Source organism: Pseudarthrobacter sp. R1 (genome assembly GCF_024494415.1).
Taxonomy (GTDB): Bacteria; Actinomycetota; Actinomycetes; order Actinomycetales; family Micrococcaceae; genus Arthrobacter.
The window spans coordinates 1-20,864 of sequence record NZ_JAMKFI010000006.1 but is presented as its reverse complement, the minus strand read 5'-3'; the positions used below and the strand labels follow the sequence as shown (position 1 = coordinate 20,864).

18 protein-coding genes and 1 pseudogene are annotated in these 20,864 nt (G+C 61.3%); 11 read left to right on the top strand and 8 right to left on the bottom strand.

Annotated features, from left to right (window positions below; all coding sequences use genetic code 11):
- Positions 1-223 precede the first annotated feature (223 nt).
- The 6 genes from M8J71_RS06180 to M8J71_RS06160 form a co-directional block, all read right to left on the bottom strand.
- A complete protein-coding gene (locus M8J71_RS06180; protein ID WP_256247091.1) occupies positions 224-499 on the bottom strand; it encodes an Abi family protein in 276 nt (91 codons plus the stop codon).
- Entirely contained in the window at positions 427-774 is a 348-nt protein-coding gene (locus M8J71_RS23585; protein ID WP_374114821.1) for an Abi family protein, read from the bottom strand. Before M8J71_RS23585 ends, M8J71_RS06180 begins: the two co-directional genes overlap by 73 nt.
- A gap of 334 nt (positions 775-1,108) precedes the next feature.
- Positions 1,109-1,711, bottom strand: coding sequence for a recombinase family protein (locus tag M8J71_RS06175; RefSeq protein WP_256247090.1), 603 nt, complete (start codon positions 1,709-1,711; stop codon positions 1,109-1,111).
- A 265-nt stretch (positions 1,712-1,976) separates the two neighbouring features.
- The gene (locus M8J71_RS06170; protein ID WP_256247089.1) at positions 1,977-4,598 is read right to left on the bottom strand and encodes a GH32 C-terminal domain-containing protein; all 2,622 of its coding nucleotides are present in this window, start codon (positions 4,596-4,598) and stop codon (positions 1,977-1,979) included.
- A 253-nt stretch (positions 4,599-4,851) separates the two neighbouring features.
- The gene (locus M8J71_RS06165) at positions 4,852-5,145 is read right to left on the bottom strand and encodes a putative quinol monooxygenase (RefSeq protein ID WP_256247088.1); all 294 of its coding nucleotides are present in this window, start codon (positions 5,143-5,145) and stop codon (positions 4,852-4,854) included.
- A 53-nt stretch (positions 5,146-5,198) separates the two neighbouring features.
- Positions 5,199-6,197, bottom strand: a complete 999-nt coding sequence (locus M8J71_RS06160) for a LacI family DNA-binding transcriptional regulator (protein WP_256247379.1) — start codon at positions 6,195-6,197, stop codon at positions 5,199-5,201.
- A 165-nt stretch (positions 6,198-6,362) separates the two neighbouring features.
- Between M8J71_RS06160 and M8J71_RS06155 the strand changes: the two genes are divergently transcribed.
- From M8J71_RS06155 to M8J71_RS06140, 4 genes are all read left to right on the top strand, one after another.
- On the top strand, positions 6,363-7,481 hold the full coding sequence (locus M8J71_RS06155) for a substrate-binding domain-containing protein (protein WP_256247087.1): 1,119 nt from the start codon (positions 6,363-6,365) through the stop codon (positions 7,479-7,481).
- Between the two features lie 104 nt (positions 7,482-7,585).
- The gene (locus tag M8J71_RS06150) at positions 7,586-8,632 is read left to right on the top strand and encodes an ABC transporter permease (RefSeq protein ID WP_256247086.1); all 1,047 of its coding nucleotides are present in this window, start codon (positions 7,586-7,588) and stop codon (positions 8,630-8,632) included.
- Positions 8,629-9,423, top strand: coding sequence for an ATP-binding cassette domain-containing protein (locus M8J71_RS06145; protein ID WP_256247085.1), 795 nt, complete (start codon positions 8,629-8,631; stop codon positions 9,421-9,423). The genes M8J71_RS06150 and M8J71_RS06145 overlap by 4 nt, the downstream gene beginning before the upstream one ends.
- A gap of 105 nt (positions 9,424-9,528) precedes the next feature.
- The gene (locus M8J71_RS06140) at positions 9,529-10,482 is read left to right on the top strand and encodes a carbohydrate kinase family protein (RefSeq protein WP_256247084.1); all 954 of its coding nucleotides are present in this window, start codon (positions 9,529-9,531) and stop codon (positions 10,480-10,482) included.
- Between the two features lie 309 nt (positions 10,483-10,791).
- Here the strand turns inward: M8J71_RS06140 and M8J71_RS06135 are convergent, their stop codons facing one another.
- Complete coding sequence (locus tag M8J71_RS06135; protein ID WP_256247083.1) at positions 10,792-11,781, bottom strand: sugar-binding transcriptional regulator; 990 nt, start codon at positions 11,779-11,781, stop codon at positions 10,792-10,794.
- A gap of 315 nt (positions 11,782-12,096) precedes the next feature.
- Here M8J71_RS06135 and M8J71_RS06130 point away from each other — a divergent pair, with 315 nt between their 5' ends.
- The 7 genes from M8J71_RS06130 to M8J71_RS23580 all read left to right on the top strand — a co-directional run bounded on the left by M8J71_RS06130 (position 12,097) and on the right by M8J71_RS23580 (position 19,454).
- On the top strand, positions 12,097-13,059 hold the full coding sequence (locus tag M8J71_RS06130; protein WP_256247082.1) for a sugar phosphate isomerase/epimerase family protein: 963 nt from the start codon (positions 12,097-12,099) through the stop codon (positions 13,057-13,059).
- A complete protein-coding gene (locus M8J71_RS06125) occupies positions 13,060-14,001 on the top strand; it encodes a PfkB family carbohydrate kinase (RefSeq protein WP_256247081.1) in 942 nt (313 codons plus the stop codon).
- Positions 14,002-14,129: 128 nt separating this feature from the next.
- Positions 14,130-15,194, top strand: coding sequence for a sugar ABC transporter substrate-binding protein (locus M8J71_RS06120; protein ID WP_256247080.1), 1,065 nt, complete (start codon positions 14,130-14,132; stop codon positions 15,192-15,194).
- A 19-nt stretch (positions 15,195-15,213) separates the two neighbouring features.
- A complete protein-coding gene (locus tag M8J71_RS06115) occupies positions 15,214-16,719 on the top strand; it encodes a sugar ABC transporter ATP-binding protein (protein ID WP_256247079.1) in 1,506 nt (501 codons plus the stop codon).
- The gene (locus tag M8J71_RS06110; protein ID WP_256247078.1) at positions 16,716-17,795 is read left to right on the top strand and encodes an ABC transporter permease; all 1,080 of its coding nucleotides are present in this window, start codon (positions 16,716-16,718) and stop codon (positions 17,793-17,795) included. Before M8J71_RS06115 ends, M8J71_RS06110 begins: the two co-directional genes overlap by 4 nt.
- 144 nt (positions 17,796-17,939) lie before the next feature.
- Positions 17,940-18,857, top strand: a complete 918-nt coding sequence (locus M8J71_RS06105; RefSeq protein ID WP_256247077.1) for an amidohydrolase family protein — start codon at positions 17,940-17,942, stop codon at positions 18,855-18,857.
- Between the two features lie 495 nt (positions 18,858-19,352).
- Positions 19,353-19,454, top strand: coding sequence for a hypothetical protein (locus M8J71_RS23580; protein WP_350224076.1), 102 nt, complete (start codon positions 19,353-19,355; stop codon positions 19,452-19,454).
- Between the two features lie 14 nt (positions 19,455-19,468).
- Here M8J71_RS23580 and M8J71_RS06100 read toward each other — a convergent pair.
- Positions 19,469-20,569 (bottom strand): annotated as a pseudogene (locus M8J71_RS06100) (IS110 family transposase); the annotation flags it as partial.
- Positions 20,570-20,864: the final 295 nt, after the last annotated feature.

The window sequence follows — 20,864 nt, the reverse complement described above, 5'->3', positions numbered from 1 at the left end:
ATCGAGATGACGCGCCCTTGATCATGAAGGAATGTAAGATCGGTTCTGACCTGCGGAAACGCCGAATTCTTCCGGAGGCGGGAGTTCTCGCATCCACTTCCACTCCCGTGCTTTAAACGCCGATAATATAGGTTCTGTCAACCTAAGAGCGCGGGAGTGCCGAGCTTTTTACGGTTGACCAGCAGGGTGCCAGATCCAGAACTAGGGCTTCCAGAGGTTCAAATCACCATACGGGCGCAGCGCACGTGTTGCGAAAGTCCACCATCATACGCAGCACGGCACCGAAGCGGCTGGGGTGAGCGAATCCAAACATGCGGGCGAGCGAGCGCGCGTCCGGGGTCTGCATGAGGTCGTAGAGGAATGGCAGATTTCCGAAGCTCAATACTTCAGTGACAGCCCAGATGGGCACATCTTGTTCCGGGTACTTTAACAGATGGTGCTTGAGGAAATCTTCGTTTCCGCGCCGGAAGAAACAGCTTCTCGCCAAGTCTTCGTCCATGCGTCAAACTTTGTGTGCTCGCCGACTGCTTTATTGCAAGTTTGCGCATCCAAATACTCTTTAGATGCATGAGCTGCGACGTTCCTTGAGGCGAGCGTGTGGGCGATGGCCGCCCTTAGGCACACCTCGAATTCAAGCAAGGCTTCCTGGCAGACCCGGGCCAACTTGAAGTCGAATGCTTCCAGCTTCATGACGTGCTCGATGCTCGCACCAGGTATGTAGTCGTCTGACCGGTACTGGTGCAGGCGAGCATCGATCCTGTCCGCCGGGAGCAGTCTCCGGAAGACGTATCGGTACGCGCCGGAGCGGAAGTAACCGACGCGTGTCAGGAGTTGAGTGCCTCAGCGCGGTCAGGAATCTTGAGGCCACGGACTTCGAGTTGTTGAAGCAACTCGTTGCGCTCTTTGAATTCCTTCGTCTACTCCACGCTTCACCGTTTGTCGCACAATGAAAATCGCCCCCTTGAGCCGAGGCTCAGAGGGGGGCGATGTCTGATAAATAGAATTTAACACATTCACCGCACAGGGGCCGTATGGTTCTCCGTTTGAAAGCGGAGAACATACGCGCGGAGTGCTGGCGCAGCAGGAGTTCCCCTCGTATGCAGTCAAGCTACAGAATGGCTGGCGACTCTGCAGGAGGAGGGCTCCCTGCCTGTTTGGCTTGGCGCAGATACTGGTAGACCGTCTCCCTGCTGATCCCGTAATCGCTGGCAAGGATGACTTTCGAAGCGCCGCTGCCGGCCCGCTGGACCAGCTCGGCCGCCCGCTCCGGCGTCAGAGTCTTTTTTCGCCCCTTGTAGGCGCCGCGCTGCTTGGCCAGGGCGATCCCTTCCTTCTGGCGTTCCCTGATGAGGGAGCGTTCGAATTCGGCGAAGGCTCCCATGACGGAGAGCATGAGGTTAGCCATGGGGGAGTCCTCACCGGTGAAGACCAGGCTCTCTTTGACGAACTCCACCCGCACGCCTTTACGGGTCAGGCCCTGGACCAGAGCACGCAGGTCATCCAGATTGCGGGCGAGCCGGTCCATGCTGTGCACCACCAAGGTGTCGCCGTCGCGGGCGAACCGCAACAACTCCGTAAGCTCCGGCCTGGAAGTGTCCCTGCCAGAGGCCTTATCCATGAAGACCCGGTCCAGAACCTGGCCCTCGAGCTGGCGTTTCTCGTTCTGGTCCAGCGTGCTTACACGCACGTACCCGATCCGCTGACCGACCACCGGCGTCGCCTCCCATCCTCATCCTGTCAGGTTGAGTTCTAGGTTCGTCTCAGAAAGAAGTCAAGACTAGCCCCAAAACCTGTCAGCTTTGGATGCCCCTCATGTTGACTCAGTTGGGCCGAGAAGTTCTGTCCAGATATTTTGCTCCTGCCGACACCTCGCAACACGTGCGCAAGGGAAAAGCTGAAGGGACTGAACCCGGTGGATACCGAACTCAGTCCCTTCAGCTTCAGCTCGCAGGTGAGCTGGTCATGTCGTGGGTGTGTTATTTCTTTTCGGGGAGGAACATTGCCTTTTCGAGCGGTGTTACGGTGAGTGATTTGAGCTGGGCGGTACCGCCTTCGGCGAAGAGGGCCATCTTGTCGGCTCCCGGGTTAGGGAATACCTGGTCGGTTATGGTCCTCACGCCGTTCTGGGCGAACACCTCCACGGAGGAGCGGTCGAGGTAGATCCGCATGGTGACGTTGCCGTTCTTGTCCAGCGAGACGGGGGCGTCCTCGATGGAAGCGAAGGCCGGGTGGAATGCGGTGTTGCCGGATTTTGTGCGGTCAACGAACATCTTCCCGGTCGTGGCATCGTAGCCGATGACGGTGGACGACTGTCCGTCGCCAAGGACGGTGATGCCGGATTTTGTTGCGGTACCGGGGGCGAAGGTGATGTCCACCTGCTGCACCTGGCCTGCCGCCTGTGCAGGCAGCGGGTGCGTGCCTGCTGAAATCGGGCCGCCCTTCTTGTCGTTGTACGTGACTTTTCCTCCCAATTTTTCGACTTGCTGTACGGCGCTTTGGGTGAGGCGGGGGCCGTCAGGGGTTTGAGTGAGTTTTACTTCGCGGGGGAGTGCCATGGCGCTGCGCCAGGGGCTGGTTGGGGTGTTGTTGGCATAGTCCCAGTTGCTCATCCAGCCCAGCATGATCCGCTTGTCGTCGGGCATGTTGGCGAAGGATACGGTGGCGTAGTAGTCCCGGCCGTAATCCAGCCAGTCATAGGACTCCAGCCGGGACGTCGCTGGTGTGGGGCTTGCTGTGAACTCGTCCGCGAGGATGTGCCCCCAGCCGAACCTGTTGTTATCGACAACCTTGATCTGTGCCTGCTGGCCAACGAATTCCTTTACGTCCCATGATGCCCAGTCCAAGGATTCACTGTCATTGCCGGTGGCCGTACGGACCACCTGTCCGTTGACTACCAGGTTCACCGTTTCTTCATCGGACCTGGGAACAGCGGCTGTGTCAGTGAGCATGACGTGGTCAAGGGTCAGGTGTCCCCACCCGCCGGTAGCTTGGTCAACGATCCGCAGCTGGGCGTTTTGCCCGGCGAATTCGGAGACGTCCCAGCCTTTCCAGTTCAGCAACCCGCCGTTGTCGCCCGCCAGGGAGCGGACCACGTTGCCATCGATGAGCAGCTGGACGGCGAGGGTCTGCCCGGAGTCCGCTGAGCGGTTACCGCCTCCGACCAACATGCTCATGAAATCCTTCGTGATGGGGAATTCGGGTGAGGTCAGGGTGCCCTGGCGGTCGTCACCGGGTACGGTGCCGGACTCGAACGTGTTGATCCGTTTGGCGCCAATGTAATAGTCCCCGCCGCGGGTGGCTGGCTGGAAATTGGGGGTCAGGTCTCCTGTGCCGGTCCAGCCGGCATTGGCCAGCGTACTTCCTTCGGGAACCTCGAAGCCGTCAAACTTGAGCTCCCCCTCGGGCGGATTATTGTCCAGCTTGTCCGAGACGCGGGGGTGCTTGCCTCCGCCCACGAGGAAGTTCAGGTAGTCGTCGGTCACGGTGAATGTGGGTGACTGCATGGAACCGAGGGGCCAGTCCCCGTCGTTGAAGGAGTTGATCAGGCCTGTGCCGCCGAATCCGGTCACGGGACTCTGACCAGGCAGGGAACCGGCCGCCGGGGCGTCACCGAAGGGGCCATTCTTCCAGTTGCCCGGTTCGTTGTTCACCGTCCAGCCGTTGTAGGTTCCGTCGTTGAATCCGGCCAGGACTGTTCCGGCCGGTGCCGCAGTGGCGGGTTCCGTGGTTTCGGAGGTGAACGTGGTGCCGTCGAAGTTGCCCACGAAGTACTGGACGGCGGAACCTCCAGCAACGCCGCCGGGATTGATGCTGACAACCATGACCCATTTGACGTTTTTCGGGTCACCGTCAACAGCCAAGGGGAACAGGTCAGGGCATTCCCACTGCCCGCCAGTGGCGTTGGCGGGGCCAAAGTCGCTCAGTGCGGTCCAGTCCTTAAGGTTGTCGGACTTGTAGAGGACAACCTTGTGCTCCTGCGATTCCACGGCAGTCATGACCCAGTAGCCCCCGCCTGCCGGGTTGTCGTACCAGAAGACCTTCGGGTCGCGGAAGTTTGCTGAGTTCCGGTTCAGGACAGGATTGCCGTCGTACTTGGTCCACGTCTGGCCGTCGTCCAGGCTGTAGGCCAGGGACTGGGCCTGCAGGCCGCGGTACGGGGACGCTTCCTTGTAGGCACTTGTATAGATCGCGATCAGCGGGGGGTTATCCGCGGTGCCGAGTCCGGACGTGTTGTTTTTGTCCACGACGACGCTGCCGGTGAAAATATCTTCCTGTGCATCGGTGGAGATGGCCAGCGGTTGCTCCTCCCACGTCACGAGGTCCTTGGACGTCGCGTGGCCCCACGACATGTTCCCCCACGTGTTACCGGAGGGGTTGTACTGGTAGTACATGTGGTAGACGCCCTTATAAAAGACGAGCCCGTTGGGGTCGTTCATCCAGTTCTTCTCCGGCGAGTAGTGGATCGCGGGCCGGTACTGCTCATCGCCAAGTTCAGCGGCGGAGGCCGGCATGGAACCAGCCAGCGCTGCGGCGAGCGAGAGGCCGGCCAGCGTCAGTGCGGAGACGCTGCGCGTGCTCCGCATTGTGAATTGTTTCATGTTGCTTGTGTCGCCCTTCATTGCGCGTGTCTAGAGCATTAGACAACGTTGTCAGTCGGTGCGTTGGACTCTAAAAGATGTCTATCGGACAAGTCAACGGTCATGTTGTGCCCAATTTTTTGACACTGGCGGCCCGGGATGTGCAGTGGAACGACGACCGGCCCCGCGTCCGCAGGACGGGGGCTGAGGGGTACGAATGGGCGGCCCTCGAGGGAAAACCCTGGGGCGCGGCTATCCTAAGGCCGCTGTTGAGCTATAGGACCGGGTTGAGCCAGGTCAGCTCCGAGGCGTCACCTTCGATATGGCGGGCCAGTTCCTCGTTGAACCTGGCTCCGTAGTCAGCGGTGATGTGCTCCTGGAACGCGGCTTCGTCCCGGTAGACCTCAAAGACGAAGTATTCCCGGGGATTCTCTTCCCGCGTGTAGGGGAGAAACAGTTCGTTGCCTGGTTCCTTCCGGACGTGGTGGGTCAATTCGACCATCATTTCGGCAACGCGGGCCTCACTGCCGGCTTTGACGGTGAATTCGGCATACAAGGTCTTGGTCATGATCTCTCTCTTCAGATTGGTTTTGCAGAGGCGCAGTTCTTTTGAGGTGCGGGTTAGGCTGGCGGGTGTATTTCGCCGGAGCCTCTTTGGATGAGCTCGGAGGGGACAATGTAGGTCCGCGGAGGTTGATCGTCGCCATCGATCCTGGCCAGAAGCCGTTCGGCCGACTTGATGCCGATCCGCTCCGGGTGTTGGGCGATGACGGTGACTCCTGGCTCCATCATGTCGGCAAGCGTGAAGTCGTCAAACCCGACCAGCGCCACACGCTTGTGCGCGCCCAACTCCTTCAGGGCACGCATTGTGCCGAAGGTGACGAGGTTCTGGCTGGAGAAGATTGCCGTGGGCGGATCCTCGGAACTTAAGAGTTCAAGGGCTGCCCGCCTCGCTGCTTCCTCATCATGAAGATTGTCGACGACGGGCAGCGCGGAGGTGGGAATTCCTGCCTTGCCGATCTCCTCGAGGAAGCCCCGCCGGCGCTCCCGCGCGGTTTGAATGTCTGTGCGGTCGCCCAGGTAGGCCAATTTGGTGTGTCCGTGCGCCAGCAGATGTGCGGCCGCTTTGCCGGCGCCCACTGCGTTGTCAGTGACCACAGCATCAGCCTCAACCCCTACCGGCTCCCGGTCAATAAAGACCATTGGCAGGTTTCTGGAGTGCTCCGGGATCATATAGGCCTGGTTTTTTGCGATCGGCGTCAGGACAAGACCGTCCACCCGCCTGCCCAGGAAAGCTGCGATGATGGCCTGCTCCCGTTTGGGGTCGTCGTCGAGGCTGGCGGCGAAAACGGCTATTCCCCGGGCGCCAAGCGCATCCTCCATGGCCCGGTGTATTTCGCCGCTGAATGGGTTGGACACGCTGGGCAGCAGGAGACCGACGGAGAGGGTCCTTCTGCCCGCCCGGCGGAGGCTGCCGGCCGTGACGTCCAGCTGGTAGTTGAGCTGCGCGATGGCATCGAGCACCTTTTGGCGAGTGGCCGCGGATACCCCGGCCTCATCGTTGATCACCCGCGACACGGTCTTGATCCCGACACCCGCGAGTGCCGCCACGTGGCGCATCGTGGGCCGCGTCGGGGATAGAGGTGGCTGGTAACGATCGGACATCGTTGTCAAGAAAGTCGCTCCTTCTCATTCTTTTCCTATTGACTCTAGCGTGTGATCCTGCTTACCTCGTCTATGACATCGTTGTCGAGGCCGTTCAGGCCTCAAACACCAGGAGATTCAATGTTGAGTTCCAAGTCCCACCTTTCAACGGCCACCCGCATCTTTGCGGCAGGAGCAGCCCTCACCCTAGGAACACTCAGCCTTTCCGCTTGTGGAGGAAGTTCCACCGCGCCGGGTGCCAGCGAAGGCACGTCCGAAGAAAAGGTCGGCGTCTCCCTGATCGTCAAGACCACAACGAACCCGTTCTTTGTTTCGATGCAGGACGGGGCGAAGAAAGCCGCCGAGGCCGGCGGTGTGGACCTCAAGCTCGCGGCAGGCAAGGCTGACGGCGACGAGGACACGCAGATCCAGGCCATCGAAAACGCCATTTCCAAGGGCGACAAGGGCATCCTGATCACGCCCAACGGGCCCTCTGTGGTCGACGCGCTGCAGAAGGCGAAGGACGCGGGCCTGTTCGTTATCGCTTTGGACACCCCGCCGGACCCCGCCGACGCTGCAGACATCACGTTCGCCACCGACAACTTCGCCGCCGGCGAGCTGATCGGCAAGTGGACAGCCGCTCAGCTGGACGGCAAAAAGGCCACGATCGCCCTCGTTGACCTCTTCGACGACAAGATTGTCTCCGTGGACTACAACCGCGACCAGGGCTTCCTGACCGGCCTGGGCATCGACACTGCGGACAAGAAGAAGAACGGCGATGAGGCCAAAACCGGAAAGTACACCGGCGGCAAGGGCGGCGACTACGAAATTGTCGGCAACCAGGCCTCGCAGGGGAATGAGGACGGCGGCCGGACAGCCATGGAGACCCTCCTGTCGAGCAATCCCGACATCAACGTGATCTACACGATCAATGAGCCTGCGGCTGCGGGAGCCTTCGAGGCGTTGAAGTCAGCCGGCAAGGACAAGGATGTGCTGGTCGTTTCGATCGACGGCGGCTGCACCGGCGTGAACAACGTCAAGTCCGGCGTCATCGGCGCCACGGCACAGCAGTACCCGGTGAAGATGGCAGAACTCGGTGTCAAGGCAATTGTGGATCTGGCCAAGACCGGTGAAAAGCCGGCCAACTCACCGGGCCTGGACTTCTACAACACCGGTGTGGAACTCGTCACTGACAAGCCTGCAGACGGCATCAAGAGCATCACCACTACCGAAGCTTCCGAGATCTGCTGGGGTAAGTAACCCCCCGTCATGCGCCGGGGAGGCCGCGCCGCCGTGGCCTCCCCGGAGCACAACTCCCGCATTAGCTACGCGCCAGCAACCATCACCAAAGATCAGGACCAACCGTGACCCAGCAACAGACCGCCGGCCCGCCCAGCGCCGGGCATGCCGACCTGGCGGAGGAATTCCTTGACCGCCAGACCCCGCTCAGCCGCATACGCAACATCCTCCACCGCTACCCTGCCGTCAGCCCCGCCCTCGTCCTGCTAATCGCGGTGGTCGTGTTCGGCCTCCTCAATGACAGGTTCCTGCGGGTCGAAAACCTCTCGCTGATTACCCAGCAGGTCTCCGTCGTCGGCACCCTGGCCATCGCCCAGACACTCATCATCCTCACGGCCGGGATCGACCTGTCCGTCGGCGCCGTCATGATCCTCTCCTCCATGGTGGTGGCCCAGCTCGCCGTCAACAACGGACTGCCGGCACCTGTTGCCCTGCTCGCGGGCCTGGTGGTTGGACTCGCGACCGGAGCCCTGAACGGATTCCTGGTCACCAGGTTCCGGCTCCCACCCTTCATCGTTACCCTGGGCACGCTGAACATCTTCATCGCCCTGACACTGCTCTACTCCAATGGAGCGACCGTTCGCGGCTCTGCCATGCCGGACCTGCTGACCTGGACCGGCAGCACCTTCCCTGTAGGCCCGGTGCGCATTTCCACAGGCGTCGTCGTTATGCTCCTGCTCTACGTCGCCATCGCATTCATCCTGGGCAAAACCGCGTGGGGCAGGCACGTCTACGCCGTGGGCGATGACAAGGAAGCCGCCCGCCTGGCCGGCATCGCCGTGAACAAAGTCCTCATGAGCGTCTACCTCGCCGCAGGCGCCGTCCTGGCCGTCGGCGCCTGGATCCAGATCGGCCGCACCAACGCAGCCAGCCCCAACGCCGGTGTAGACCTGAACCTGGACTCCATCACCGCCGTCGTCATCGGCGGCACCAGCCTCTTCGGCGGCCGCGGCTCCGTCTGGGGAACACTCCTCGGCGCCCTGATCGTCGGCGTCTTCCGCAACGGGCTCTCCCTCGCAGGCCTGGACGTTTTGTACCAGACCCTCGCAGTGGGCGTCCTGATAATCCTCGCTGTGTCCATCGACCAGTGGATCCGAAAGGTCAAGTCATGACCATGACAGAATCAGCAGCACCGCACACCGTGACCCGCGAGCCCATCCTGAAGGCCAGGAACCTCGTCAAGACCTTCGGCCGCGTCGTTGGCCTGGACGGCGTCAGCCTTGACCTGTACCCGGGCGAAGTACTGGCGATCATCGGCGACAACGGCGCAGGCAAATCAACCCTGATCAAATGCCTCACCGGAGCAGAAGTCCCGGATTCCGGCGAGCTCTTTGTGTCAGGCAAACCGGTGCATTTCAAACGGCCCCAGGACGCCCGCGCCCACGGCATCGAAACGGTGTACCAGAACCTGGCGGTATCGCCGGCACTCGATGTCGCTTCAAACCTGTTCCTCGGGCGCGAAGAGCGGGTCCCGGGTCCGCTGGGCAAACTCTTCCGCGTCCTGGACACCAAGGGGATGCGCCGCAAAGCCAAGGACGAGCTGACCCGCCTCGGTATCTCCACACTCCAGGACGTCACTGTCCCCGTGGAGAACCTGTCCGGCGGCCAGCGCCAGGCTGTCGCCGTTGCCCGCGCCGCCGCTTTCGGTTCAAAGGTCGTCGTGCTGGATGAGCCGACGGCGGCGCTGGGCGTGCGCGAATCCAACCAGGTCCTGCAGCTGGTCCGGGACCTCCGGGACCGCGGCCTGCCGGTCATCCTGATCAGCCACAACATGCCCCACGTGTTCGACGTGGCAGACAGGATCCACATCCAGCGCCTCGGCAAATGCGCGGCCACCATCACACCGCAATCCCACAACATGACCGATGCGGTTGCCATCATGACCGGTGCAGCCACCGCCTGAACAACTGCTTGCCCCTACGTCAGTCCGCGGAACCGGGACACCGGTACGCGGACTGACGTGGCTTGAACAGCACTCACATCATCAGCTTCGCACGAGAGACAGACCATGGATTACCTCACAACAGCCCGGCACGACGCTCACCGGACGCTTGACGTCACAGTCGTAGGCGAAGCGCTGATCGACGTGGTCACAACGCCACACGGCCGAGTGGAACACCCGGGCGGTTCGCCGGCCAACGTCGCCTACGGACTTGGCCGCCTCGGCGTAGCCACAGGTCTGCTCACGGCCATCGCCCCGGACGCCCGCGGGACCGCCATCGAAAACCATCTACACAGCGCAGGCGTCGTTCTTCTGCCCGGCTCCAAATCCCTCACCCGGACGGCCTCGGCAACAGCAACCCTTGCCCCGGACGGCTCCGCCACGTATGACTTCGACATCATGTGGGACCTGGCCCCGACAGTCCCCGCCTACTTCCCGAAAATTCTGCACACCGGATCCATCGCCACTTTCCTTAGCCCGGGCGCCAGTGCCGTGAAGTCCTTGCTGGAACAGGCCCATAGACACTGCATGATCACCTATGACCCCAACATCCGGCCGGCCCTGCTAGGCAGCCATAGGGAAGCCAAAGCCATTTTCGAGGAGCTCGTGGCACTAACCGACGTCGTTAAACTCAGTGACGAGGACGCCCAGTGGCTGTATCCCAGAAAAAGCCTGGAAGAAACCGGGGCACACATCCTCGGACTGGGTACCCGTTTGGCCGTTATTACCAAAGGCGCCGAAGGCTCACAATTCACCTCCGCCGCCGCCAACATCAGCATCCCTGCCGTGAAAACCACGGTTGCAGACACCATCGGCGCGGGGGACTCCTACATGTCCGCCCTGATCCTGGGCTTCCTCACGCGAGGAACCGAAGGCTTCGCCCCTGCTGTCCTGGAGCAGCTTGGACACATCGCAGCTGCAGCCGCGGCCATCACAGTGCAGCGCCCGGGAGCAAATCCACCCACCCTTGAGGAACTGAACGCCGCAGTCGAAGCCAACGCCCATTACGCAGGTGCGTGAAGAACATCATCATCGAGGGCCCTTCACGATGGTTACCTGGTCGCTCTGAAGGGGCTGGTCCTGCAACTATTTCCCAGCGTTTGATGCGTGATTCTCTCCTATTGGCAGTCATACTCAGAGGCCGATAAGGGATATTCCGTAAAGCTAATGCCACCCACTAAGTAGTACAACCGTGCGGTAGGGGACAGGCAGCACCCCGCCCCGCGTTGCGCAGGTAGCGGTGGACTGTCCCCTGCTGTCGCGTGATCACTGGCAAGGACGGCCAAGCGCTGAACTTACCGGCTGCAGGCAGGTCTCGTGACGGTGAACTTACAACTGTGGTCGTTCGAGGAGCTGTCGCGCTACGTCGGCGTCAGTGATCAGGACGTTGATCCACCCGCCGGCTACGGCGCCGCGGATGGCGTTCAGTTTGCCCATGCCGCCGGCTACACCGATGCGGCGGGGTACCTGCATCATGGCCTCGGCATCAATGGATATCACCCGTTCTTCGATGGCGGGTTTCATGGGCCCGCCGTTGATGTCAAAGAAGCGCAAGCAGATCTCGCCAACAGCCCCCGCCTGTAATAGTTCTCCTTCTTCTGCACTGCTTAGGGCGTTCCCGCTGGCTTGCCAGAGGGGTGAGGCGGGGAATGTTCCGATGCCTACCAGCAGGGTTGTTAGGCGCTCCCATGCTTCTACTGATGCGGCCACTGCCGGGTCCCCGAGGAACGCTTCGCGAATCTGTGGGTTCGCGACGAGGCCGGGGCATCCCATGTAGTAGGGCTTTGCTGACGTGAGTTCGGCAAGGTGGGAGACCAGGCGGCTGGCCTGCATCTGGGCTTGAGGGCTGCCAACGCCGCCGATGAGCTGAATTACTTCATTCGCGATTTTTCGGGGGCGTGAGCGCATGGCTTCAACTGTGTGCAGCAACGTCGTGCTCCAAGAGGAGATTCCCACGTAGTCATCGGCACCAATCGTGGTCTCCAGGTAGGTAGCGGCGGACGAGCCCAGCCGCATACCCAGTGAAGCGCCGTCCATGACGTCCACTACCACCACCTCCCGGAGCTTGTACTTCTCCTCGAGGGCCTTTTCGAGGCCGACGTAGATTCCCGCCGGCTGGACGATGGATGTTCGCACAATTCCTAAATCAACTGCGTTCTTGAGGTAGCGCGACACCCTTGCCTGGGAGAGGTTCAGTCGCTGGGAGATGTCACCTTGCGAAAGGCCCTCCTCGTGGTAGAGCACGGCGATCTTTGTGAAGAGTCGAAGCTGCTCGGTGGTGACCGACAGCAGGGACGTTGATTCTGTGAACTGCGTCATACTTCGTAACCTTCGGGTCGGCGTCTGAATATTTATGCAGGCGCGAATATCACGCGGAACCGCTTGCCGGTCAGGGCGGTTTACTCCCTTGAGCGGAGCGGGACTCGAATATCTGTCAGCCAGTGCCAGGAAGGCGCCTGAATGAATATTCAGTGCTGAAAATTCTCTGCGTCGATATCGATTTTGCCACCCTTTCCAAGGAATTTCGCTCATAGACTTCCAACACCAGCCCAACTTCAGAGCCGAAGTTCCGTCAGGAATTTCGATCGCCGTCCATGTGGACCGAGTGGCCTTCACGATCGAAAGCGAACTGCAATGACAGACATTAAGTACTCCACCCGCCTTAACTCGTTTGCCTTGGGCAAGGGGAAGAAGTACCCCAGTGGTGAGGATTCGGTGATCGACCTGATCGCCGTTGCCGGCAGCGTCAAGGGCCTGACCACCCTTGAACTGAACTACCCGGAGCACTTCGGCACTGATTCAGTCGAAGACATCAAGGCGGCCCTGGAGAAGGCCGAACTGGACGTGCGCGGCATCCAGCTCCGTTGGCCTGCACCCCAGTTTGCGAATGGAGGATTCACGAATCCTGACCCCGCGCTACGGGAAGCAGCCGTGGGAATGGTCAAGGAAGCCATCAGCCTTTGCCGCGAATTCGGCGCCGACCATGTATTGCTCTGGCCCGCGCATGACGGGTATGAATACCCTCTGCAGATGGACTACATGAAGTCTTGGGGCTGGATGGTGGAAAGCCTGCAGACGGTCGCTGACGTCGACCAGGACATCCGCATCTCCATCGAATACAAGCCTGCTGAACCGCGCGGCCGCACCATTCTCAACACCACGGGCGCCGTCATGAACCTCATCAAGGACTGCAACCGCCCCAACCTCGGCGTCACTCTGGATTTCGGGCACCTGCTGATGGCCAGGGAGAACCCGTCCCAGTCGGCCGCCATGTGCCTGCGCGACCAAAAACTGTTCGGACTGCAGCTCAACGATTCCCACGGGGTGGCCGACGACGGACTCGTGGTAGCGTCGATCCACTTCACGGAGACGCTGGAACTCGTGTACTACCTGCTGCGCGAGGGATACCAGGGAACGTACTACTTTGACACCGATCCGGTACGCGAGAACCCCGTTGCCGAATGCGAGATGAACATCGAGAGGATGGGGACCATCATCCAGAAGGCCCGCGAGCTGGTTCGGGACTACCCGGATCTCCCCAGCGGGGACGCTCTACACTCATCATCCGTACTGTGGTCGAAAGCAGTGGGTGTCTAAGTGCGGCCAACCGGTGTCTGCGTCGTCGGGTCGGTAAACGCCGACCTTATTGCATACCGCGGCGCAGAAGTAAGCGCCGCAGGCTATGCGACGGGTGACAACTTCGAAATGGCAGCGGGAGGCAAGAGCCTGAACGCCGCGATGAGCATCGCAGCGGTGGACCCGACGGTCACCCTCGTGGCACGCGTCGGCTCCGACGACCTGGGAAACTTCATCATCGCCACCCTGCACGATCGGGGGATCACCACCGAAGGCATCATCCGGGATGAGCGGACCCATACCGGGGTAGGGCACGTCAGAATCGACCCCCAAGGCGAATACGACACAGTCGTCATTCCCGGAGCCAACGGCAACTTCTCGCCGGCAGACATCGACGCCTACGTCGAAGCGCACGATCCGCCGGCGTACGTAGTCCTGAACCTCGAAGTACCGCTTCCCACCGTCAGAAGGGCAGCCACCCGCTTCCGGGAACTAGGGTCTGCGGTAGTGCTAAACCTTTCGCCGGTGGGTGCAGAGGCAAGGTCGCTCCTACGGCTCGCGGACGTCGTCGTTCTAAACCTCCGCGAAGCCTGCCACGTCCTGGATGTCCCGCTCAACACCGACGTCCTGGTGCTTCTGACTGCTCTGCGCGAAGCCGGCGCCAAGACGCCCGTCCTGACACTCGGCGGCGGCGGGGTGGCCGCCCTGCACGGAAATGACTTCGTGCAGGCGGACGTCGAGACGACAGTGGTGGTCAACTCAATCGGTGCCGGCGACAGCTTCCTGGGAACAATGGTTGTGGCGATGGCGAACGGCCATCCCTTCCCGTTATGTCTCAGGGCGGCCAATGAGGCGGGCCGGCTCGTGTGCGGCAGGCCTGAGTCCTTCCTTACAACCGCCGACGTCCGCCACATCGAGGACGTCGTCGGAGTTTCCCTGGCCAACACTTCCGTTGGCCACTAGCTGACCAGACTCCTGCCGGACCAGCTACAAAGCAAGAACCGTTGCGGTGCCCCAAGCATCGGTACGAACAAAATTTAGCAAGAGTGCCGCATGTTGCGGGCCTTCCAATGATGAAAGGAATTATCACAATGACTAAACTTCCTCGCGCTGTTACACAGCTGTTCGCCGCCACGGCGGCAGCCGCGTTGCTCGCTGCATGCAGTGCTACACCTGACGGGCCGGCAGGCCAGTCCTCAGAGTCCGGCGGTGATCTGGTAAGCCTCGTTGACGCTTCGGCGAAGACACCCATTACGGATGTAAAGGCCAGCCTTGGTGAACCGGCAGCACCGGCCTCGGACACGAAGCTTTGCTACATCACCCGGACGCTGTCCAACGAGTTCTGGGGATTTGAGCGGGACGGCTTTGAAGCAGAAGCTAAGAGGCTTGGAGTTAATTACCAAACTTTCGACGTGACCGACGAATCTTCCATCACCGAACAGCTGGACAAGGCAAAGAGCGCCGCGAACCAGGGCTGCACCGCCCTGCTTGCCTCGCCGATTTCCGCGACGGGCCTGGACACGGTCTTCTCTGACGCCCTGGCGCAAAATGTGCCTGTGGTCGTCCTGAACGATGCCAAGGGCAACATCCCCGGAAGTGTCTACGTCGGTCCCGACGCGCTGACGATCGGCGAAACAGCTGCCGATTACATCGCCTCCAAGCTTCCCGAGGGCGGCAAGGTGGCCATGATCGAAGGCGACCCGGGATCGTCCAACGCACTTAACCGCGGCGAAGGGTTCAAAAATGGCCTGGCCAAACATGCGAACCTGGAGCTGGTTGCGTCCCAGACAGCGAAGTGGGATCAGACCCGGGCGCAGGAAATTGCCACCGCCATGCTGACGGCCAACCCCGACATCAAGGCGTTCTACTCACAGAATGACGGCATGGCGTTTGGAGTAGCGGCTGCCATCGCTGCCAAGAACCTCACCGGCAAGGTTGTGCTGGTGGGCACGGACGGCATCCCGCAGGCCAAGAAGGAAATCCAGGCCGGCAACATGACCGCCACGGTCAGCGAGCAGCCCGTGACCGAAGGCGCCAGCGGCGTGAACGCAGCGCTTTGGCTGATGGACGGCAAAGAGGTTCCCGGATGGATCGACGTTCCGGCCTTCATTATCGATTCTGAGAACGTCGGGGAATACCCGACCGGAATGCCGTAAGGCAGAAACGACACCCATCATGGTTACACCGCTGCTGGAACTGCAGAACATCGCGAAGTCATTCCCCGGAGTCCGCGCTCTGAATGACGTCAGCTTCACGTTGGAACGCGGAGAGATATGCACACTGGCCGGCGAAAACGGGGCGGGCAAGAGCACACTGCTCGCCATTCTCGGCGGTTCCCTCGTCCCGGACCACGGATCTGTCATCATCGAGGGCAACGTTCGCCAGCACTTTTCACCCCGCCAGGCACTGGCTGACGGGGTGAGGATTGCGCATCAGGAACCGGCCATCGTTCCGCAACTGTCCGTAGAGCAAAATCTTGTGCTGGGGCGCACATCACGCCAGCGCCGGGACGCCGGCAAGGACATCGACCAGGCGCTGGCGGACGTCGCCCAGATGGGGTTCCCGCTCAAAGCCAAAGCCTCCGTACGGGGGCTCAGCCCCGCCCAAAGGCACGCCCTGACCATTGCGAGGGCGCTGGCGTTCGGTGCCAAGATCGTAGCCCTCGACGAGCCCACCACCAGCATGCTGGAACACAACGTCGAAGGCGTCCTGAACCGGGTGCGGGAAATCGCACACACCCGCGGGGTAGGCATCATCTACGTCTCTCACAAGATGCCCGAGGTCATGAGCGTCTCCGACAAGGTGGTAGTTCTGCGTGACGGCACCGTCAATTACACGCAGCCCATCGCCCAGACCTCGGAACAGGACATAGTACGGAACATGGTTGGCCGGGAGCTGCTGTCATTCAAACGGCAGCACCCTGTTCCGCCAGGGGCTCCGGTCCTGTTTTCCGCCTCGGGGGTCAGCCACCCCACTGGTGGCGGTCCTCTTTCCGTGGACGTCCGGGCCGGCGAAGTGTTGGGGATCGCCGGCCTGGTCGGATCGGGCCGTACCGAGTTCCTGCGGGCCATCATCCGGGCGGACAAGGGCAGCACCGGCACTGTCAGCGTAGCCGGGAAAAAACGCAGGATCCGTTCCCCGCGGGACAGCAGAAACGCCGGCATCGCGTTCATCCCCGAAGAACGCAAGCACCAGGGCCTGGTCCTGCAGGTTCCTGCCTACTTCAACGTCGCCCTTACCGCCGACAGGCAGTTCAACGGCTTCGGGCCCATCATCAGCGTGCGGAAGCAAATCGCCGCCGCCGAAGAGGCCGCCGCGCGAATGTCACTCCGGCCCGCGAATGTGCGCCTCAACGCCCGTCAGTTCTCCGGCGGCAACCAACAAAAAATAGTCATCGCCAAATGGACCTGGCGCAACACCAAGGTCTTTCTCTTCGATGAACCCACAAAGGGTGTAGATGTCGGCGGCAAGGTCGAAATCTATGAACTCATCGATGCGCTGGCCAAAGCCGGAAGCGCAGTAATTGTGGTCTCCTCGGACCTGCCCGAGATTATTTCCCTTAGCGACCGGGTCAAAGTGATGCGCCAGGGTCAGTTCGTTTCCGAGCACACCGGAGACGACATCAACGAACACAGCCTCGTGGCCAACGCCATGGGCATCGCAGAAAGAACAACGACATGAGCCAGCCAACCCTGCCAAGGAAAGACCAGGCCGAAGACCGCGGAAAGAACGCGATAGACCGACGGCCGTACGCTACAGCGATCAAAAAGTCACGCACCCGGCCGGTACTGAACCTTCAGGCGCTAGGAATTTACATCGCGGCAGTTGTTATCTTCCTGATCTTCGGACTGCTGAACCCCAACTTCCTCACTTCAGGCAACCTTCGGGACATCGCCGTCTCAGCCAGCGTCAACGCCATCATCGGGCTTGGGATCACGTTCGTCATCATCACAGGCGGTATCGACCTCGCCGTCGGCTCGATCGCGAGTTTCGTAGGGATCGTAACTGCTTCCCTCATGGTTAATGCGGGTACCTCCCCCTTCCTCGCGCTGCTCGCAGGCATTGCCCTGGGCCTGGCCTGCGGAGCCGTTAACGGGCTGCTCATCACCAAACTCAAGCTGCCGCCGTTCATCGCCACGCTCGGCACCATGAGTATCTATCAGGGCTTCGCCTACGTGGTCACGAACGGGCGCCCGGTCTACAACGTGCCCAAAGACTTTGTCTTTATGCTCAACAGCTACGTCGGTGGCATCCCCGTGGCGGTCATCCTCGTGGCGGTCCTCGCCATCCTGTGCTGGCTGCTGCTGCGCAGGACAGTCTTTGGGCAGAACGTCATCGCTACTGGCGGCAGTGAAGAAACGGCTTGGCTTTCCGGCGTCCGCGTCGACCGGGTTAAGATCGCCGTTTACGCACTCTCCGGCGTGCTTGCCGGAGTTGGTGGACTGGTCATTGTGGCCCGCATCAATGCAGCCCAAACCGATGCCGGAAGCCCGTACCTGCTGACAGCGATCGCCTCTGCCGTGATTGGCGGAGCCAACCTCATGGGCGGCGAAGGACGCATCGCCGGTACCTTGGTGGGTGCCCTGATCCTGGGGGCGCTCACTAACGGATTGGTGCTGCTCAACGTCCCCAGCTTCTACGAACAGATCGTCACCGGGCTCGTCGTCGTCATTGCCGTTGCCCTGGACCAGGGCAGCAAGGGCTGGCCGCTGTTGAAGAAGAAAAAGCCGGAACCGCAGAAGGAAGCGACAGCATGACCCAGTGCCGGCCGTGACCGGACCAAGGAAGACACTTATCCATACGCGACCAGAGCCGGTAACGGCGGCAGCCGGACAGTGCTGCCGCCGTTACCGGCTCGCTGGTCCCATATAAGCGGCCGAGAGGCCAGCAGGAGGTAGCCTGTGCTGGATTTCGGGATTATCGACGCCCATCATCACCTGTGTGACTTTTCCCGCTCCTACCCCTGGCTTCAGGGTCCGGCCGAACCGTTTCGCTACCACGGGGACGACCGCCCGCTGAGGCGCAGCTACTTCATTGAGGATTACCGGGCTGACGCCCAGGAACTGAAGTTGGCCGGTTCCGTCCATGTCGAAAACGGCGCAGCAGACCCGCTGTGGGAAGCGGAGTGGATCCAGGATGTGCATGACAGTTGCGGCTTGCCCTCGGTCCAGGTGGCCAAAGCTTCCCTTGCCGATCCGGACGTGCTGCCCAGACTTGAACGTCTTGCCGCCATCCCATCGGTACGGGGAATACGGGACATCCTCAACTGGCACCCCGACCCCCATTACACCCATACATCCCGCCCGGACCTGATCACGGACCCCCGCTGGCTGAAGGGATTTTCACGGCTCTCTTCCGTAGGCCTGTCATTCGACCTGCAGGTCTTCCCAGACCAACTGGCCCAGGCCGCGCAACTGGCTGCCAACCATCCGGACACAACCATCATCCTGGACCATGCAGCGATGCCCATTCACCGCGATCCGGCTTCCCTCCGAGACTGGCGCTCCGGCATGGATAGGCTGGCAAAGCAGCCAAACGTAGTCACCAAGATCTCCGCACTTGGAACAAACGACCACTCCTGGACGACAGCGTCCATCCGGCCGGTCATCCTGGAAACCATCGAGGCCTTCGGCCCGTCCCGCACAATGTTCGGAAGCAACTTCCCCGTGGACAGCCTCTACTCCAGCTTCACCGCGCTTTACGCTGCCTTCGACGACGTCACCGCCGCCATGACGGATGACGAACGCAGGAACCTCTTTGCCGAAACAGCAAGGAGAACCTATGGCATCAACCCCTCCGGCCCGGCGGCCTACCTATGAGCGCCTCCGCTGCTGTGAGGTATGCAGCGGATCAGAAGCCGAAAAGCCCGCCTCATCCCTACAGGGCGGGTTCTAGCGGTTGGTTCCTGCCGAGATGACTTTTCAGGGGTCCATGTCTGGGATCAACTCGAAGTATCCACGGTTGGGAATCGGAAGCCGTTGAAGTAGCACTCTCCAGTAGCCGCGGGGTAAGCAATGAGAATTTGTCCCGGGGCCGCAGCCGTCTCAGTATCCAGCCTGGTTTTGGAGAGATGGGTCGAATTGTTCGACGAGTCACGACTAATGGTCGTCAGGTTGGGGTGTCCTTCAAACTGTCCGCCGGCGCGTATATCGACCCATGTTGGGCCGCTAGGTGTATTGACCACGGACGTTAGGAACATGCGGCGTGGTTAGGTGACAAAAAGAAGACCTCCAAGTGGAGTGGGGCTTGTCTAGAGTCCGAACCACAAGGAGGTCTTCAATGTCCCATGCTATCAGGCTGCGGTGGCCGGGGTGATGGTGACACTGAAGCCGAGGCTGTTGAGCTTCTTGATGGCGTTGTTCTTGGCTTTGATCGGGTCCAGGCGGGTGAAGTGGTCGGCGCCGGGATCGGCGTAGCATTCGCCGTCGGCGAGCATGTGCCAGACAGCGGTGAGGATGGAGTGTTCTAGGGCCACGGTGGCTTTCATGGGTCCGCGGCGGGCGGCGATGCGCCAGTATTTTGCGGCCAGGTAGGTGTTCTTGCTCCGGGAAGCGGACAGGGCTGCGATACCCAGGGCGCCTTTGAGGTATTTGTTGCCGGGCAGGATGTGGGCTGACTTGATCCGTCCGGCGGATTCGTTGGCGCCGGGACAGACGCCCGTCCAGGAAGCGAGCCGGCCTGGTGTTTCGAATCGGGACATGTCCGCGCCGGTTTCGGCGATGATCACGTCGGCGACTTTGAGTGAGACTCCGGGGATGGTGGCCAGGAACTCCCTGGCGGCACGAAAGGGCTCCATCGCTTCCTCGATCCGTCCGGTGAGCGCGTCGATGATGCGGGACTGGGCATCGATCTGGTCCAGATGCAGCCGGGCCATGAACGCGTGGTGGGCCTTGAAGCGGCCGGTGAGGGCCTCCACGAGCTCGGGGACTCTTGAGCGGAGGGTGCCTTTGGCGAGGCCGGCGAGGACCTCGGGGTCGCGTTCACCGCTGACGAGGGCCTCGAGCATCGCCCGGGATGAAACACCGGTGAGGTCCGAGACCACGGAGGAGAGCTTGATTCCGGAGCCTTCGAGGAACTTCTCCAGGCGCTGGATCTCGCGGGTCCGGTCACGGATGGCAATGGCCCGGGCCCTGGTCAGGTCCCGCAGTTCCCGGATTGGCTCGGGCGGAACGAACGAGGCCCGAAGCAGCCCGTGTGCGCCCAACTGAGCGAGCCAGGCCGCGTCAGAGACATCGGTTTTGCGGCCCGGGATGTTCCTTGCGGCCTTGGCGTTGACCAGCATCACCGGCAGCGTTTCTTCGAGGAGATAGAAGAAGGGCTTCCAGTAATCGCTCGTGGCTTCCATGACGACCGTGGTGACGTGCTCGCCCTCCAGGAAGTCCCGCAGGGCGAGGATCTGGCCTGTGGTTGCGCCCCACGTTGTGACCGTGGAGGTGTACGTTCCGGCCCGCTGCCCGGGCAACCGGAGACAGACCTTCGCGTCGCGTTTGGAAATGTCCAAACCGGCAGCCCGCTCGTGCACGATATCCATGACTGTTCCTCCTGACACCCCGACTCGACCTTGGTGGCGTCTGCCGAGGGGAGGACAGGGAAAACAGAGGAATCTAACACTCGTGCTCCAAAGGCAACAATCCACGGTTCCCGTGGAAGCCCTCCGCGCCACGCTAGTCCACAGGCTCAACCACAGCACCATAGACGGACCGGCGTCCACCGCGGCAGACACCTCCATGATCTGCCCAAAACCTCATCCTCGGCCAGAGCCCGGGGCGAGGCAACCGCATACTTTCTCCCACCACGGCGCGTCAGCGACGCTGGACCGCTAGTCC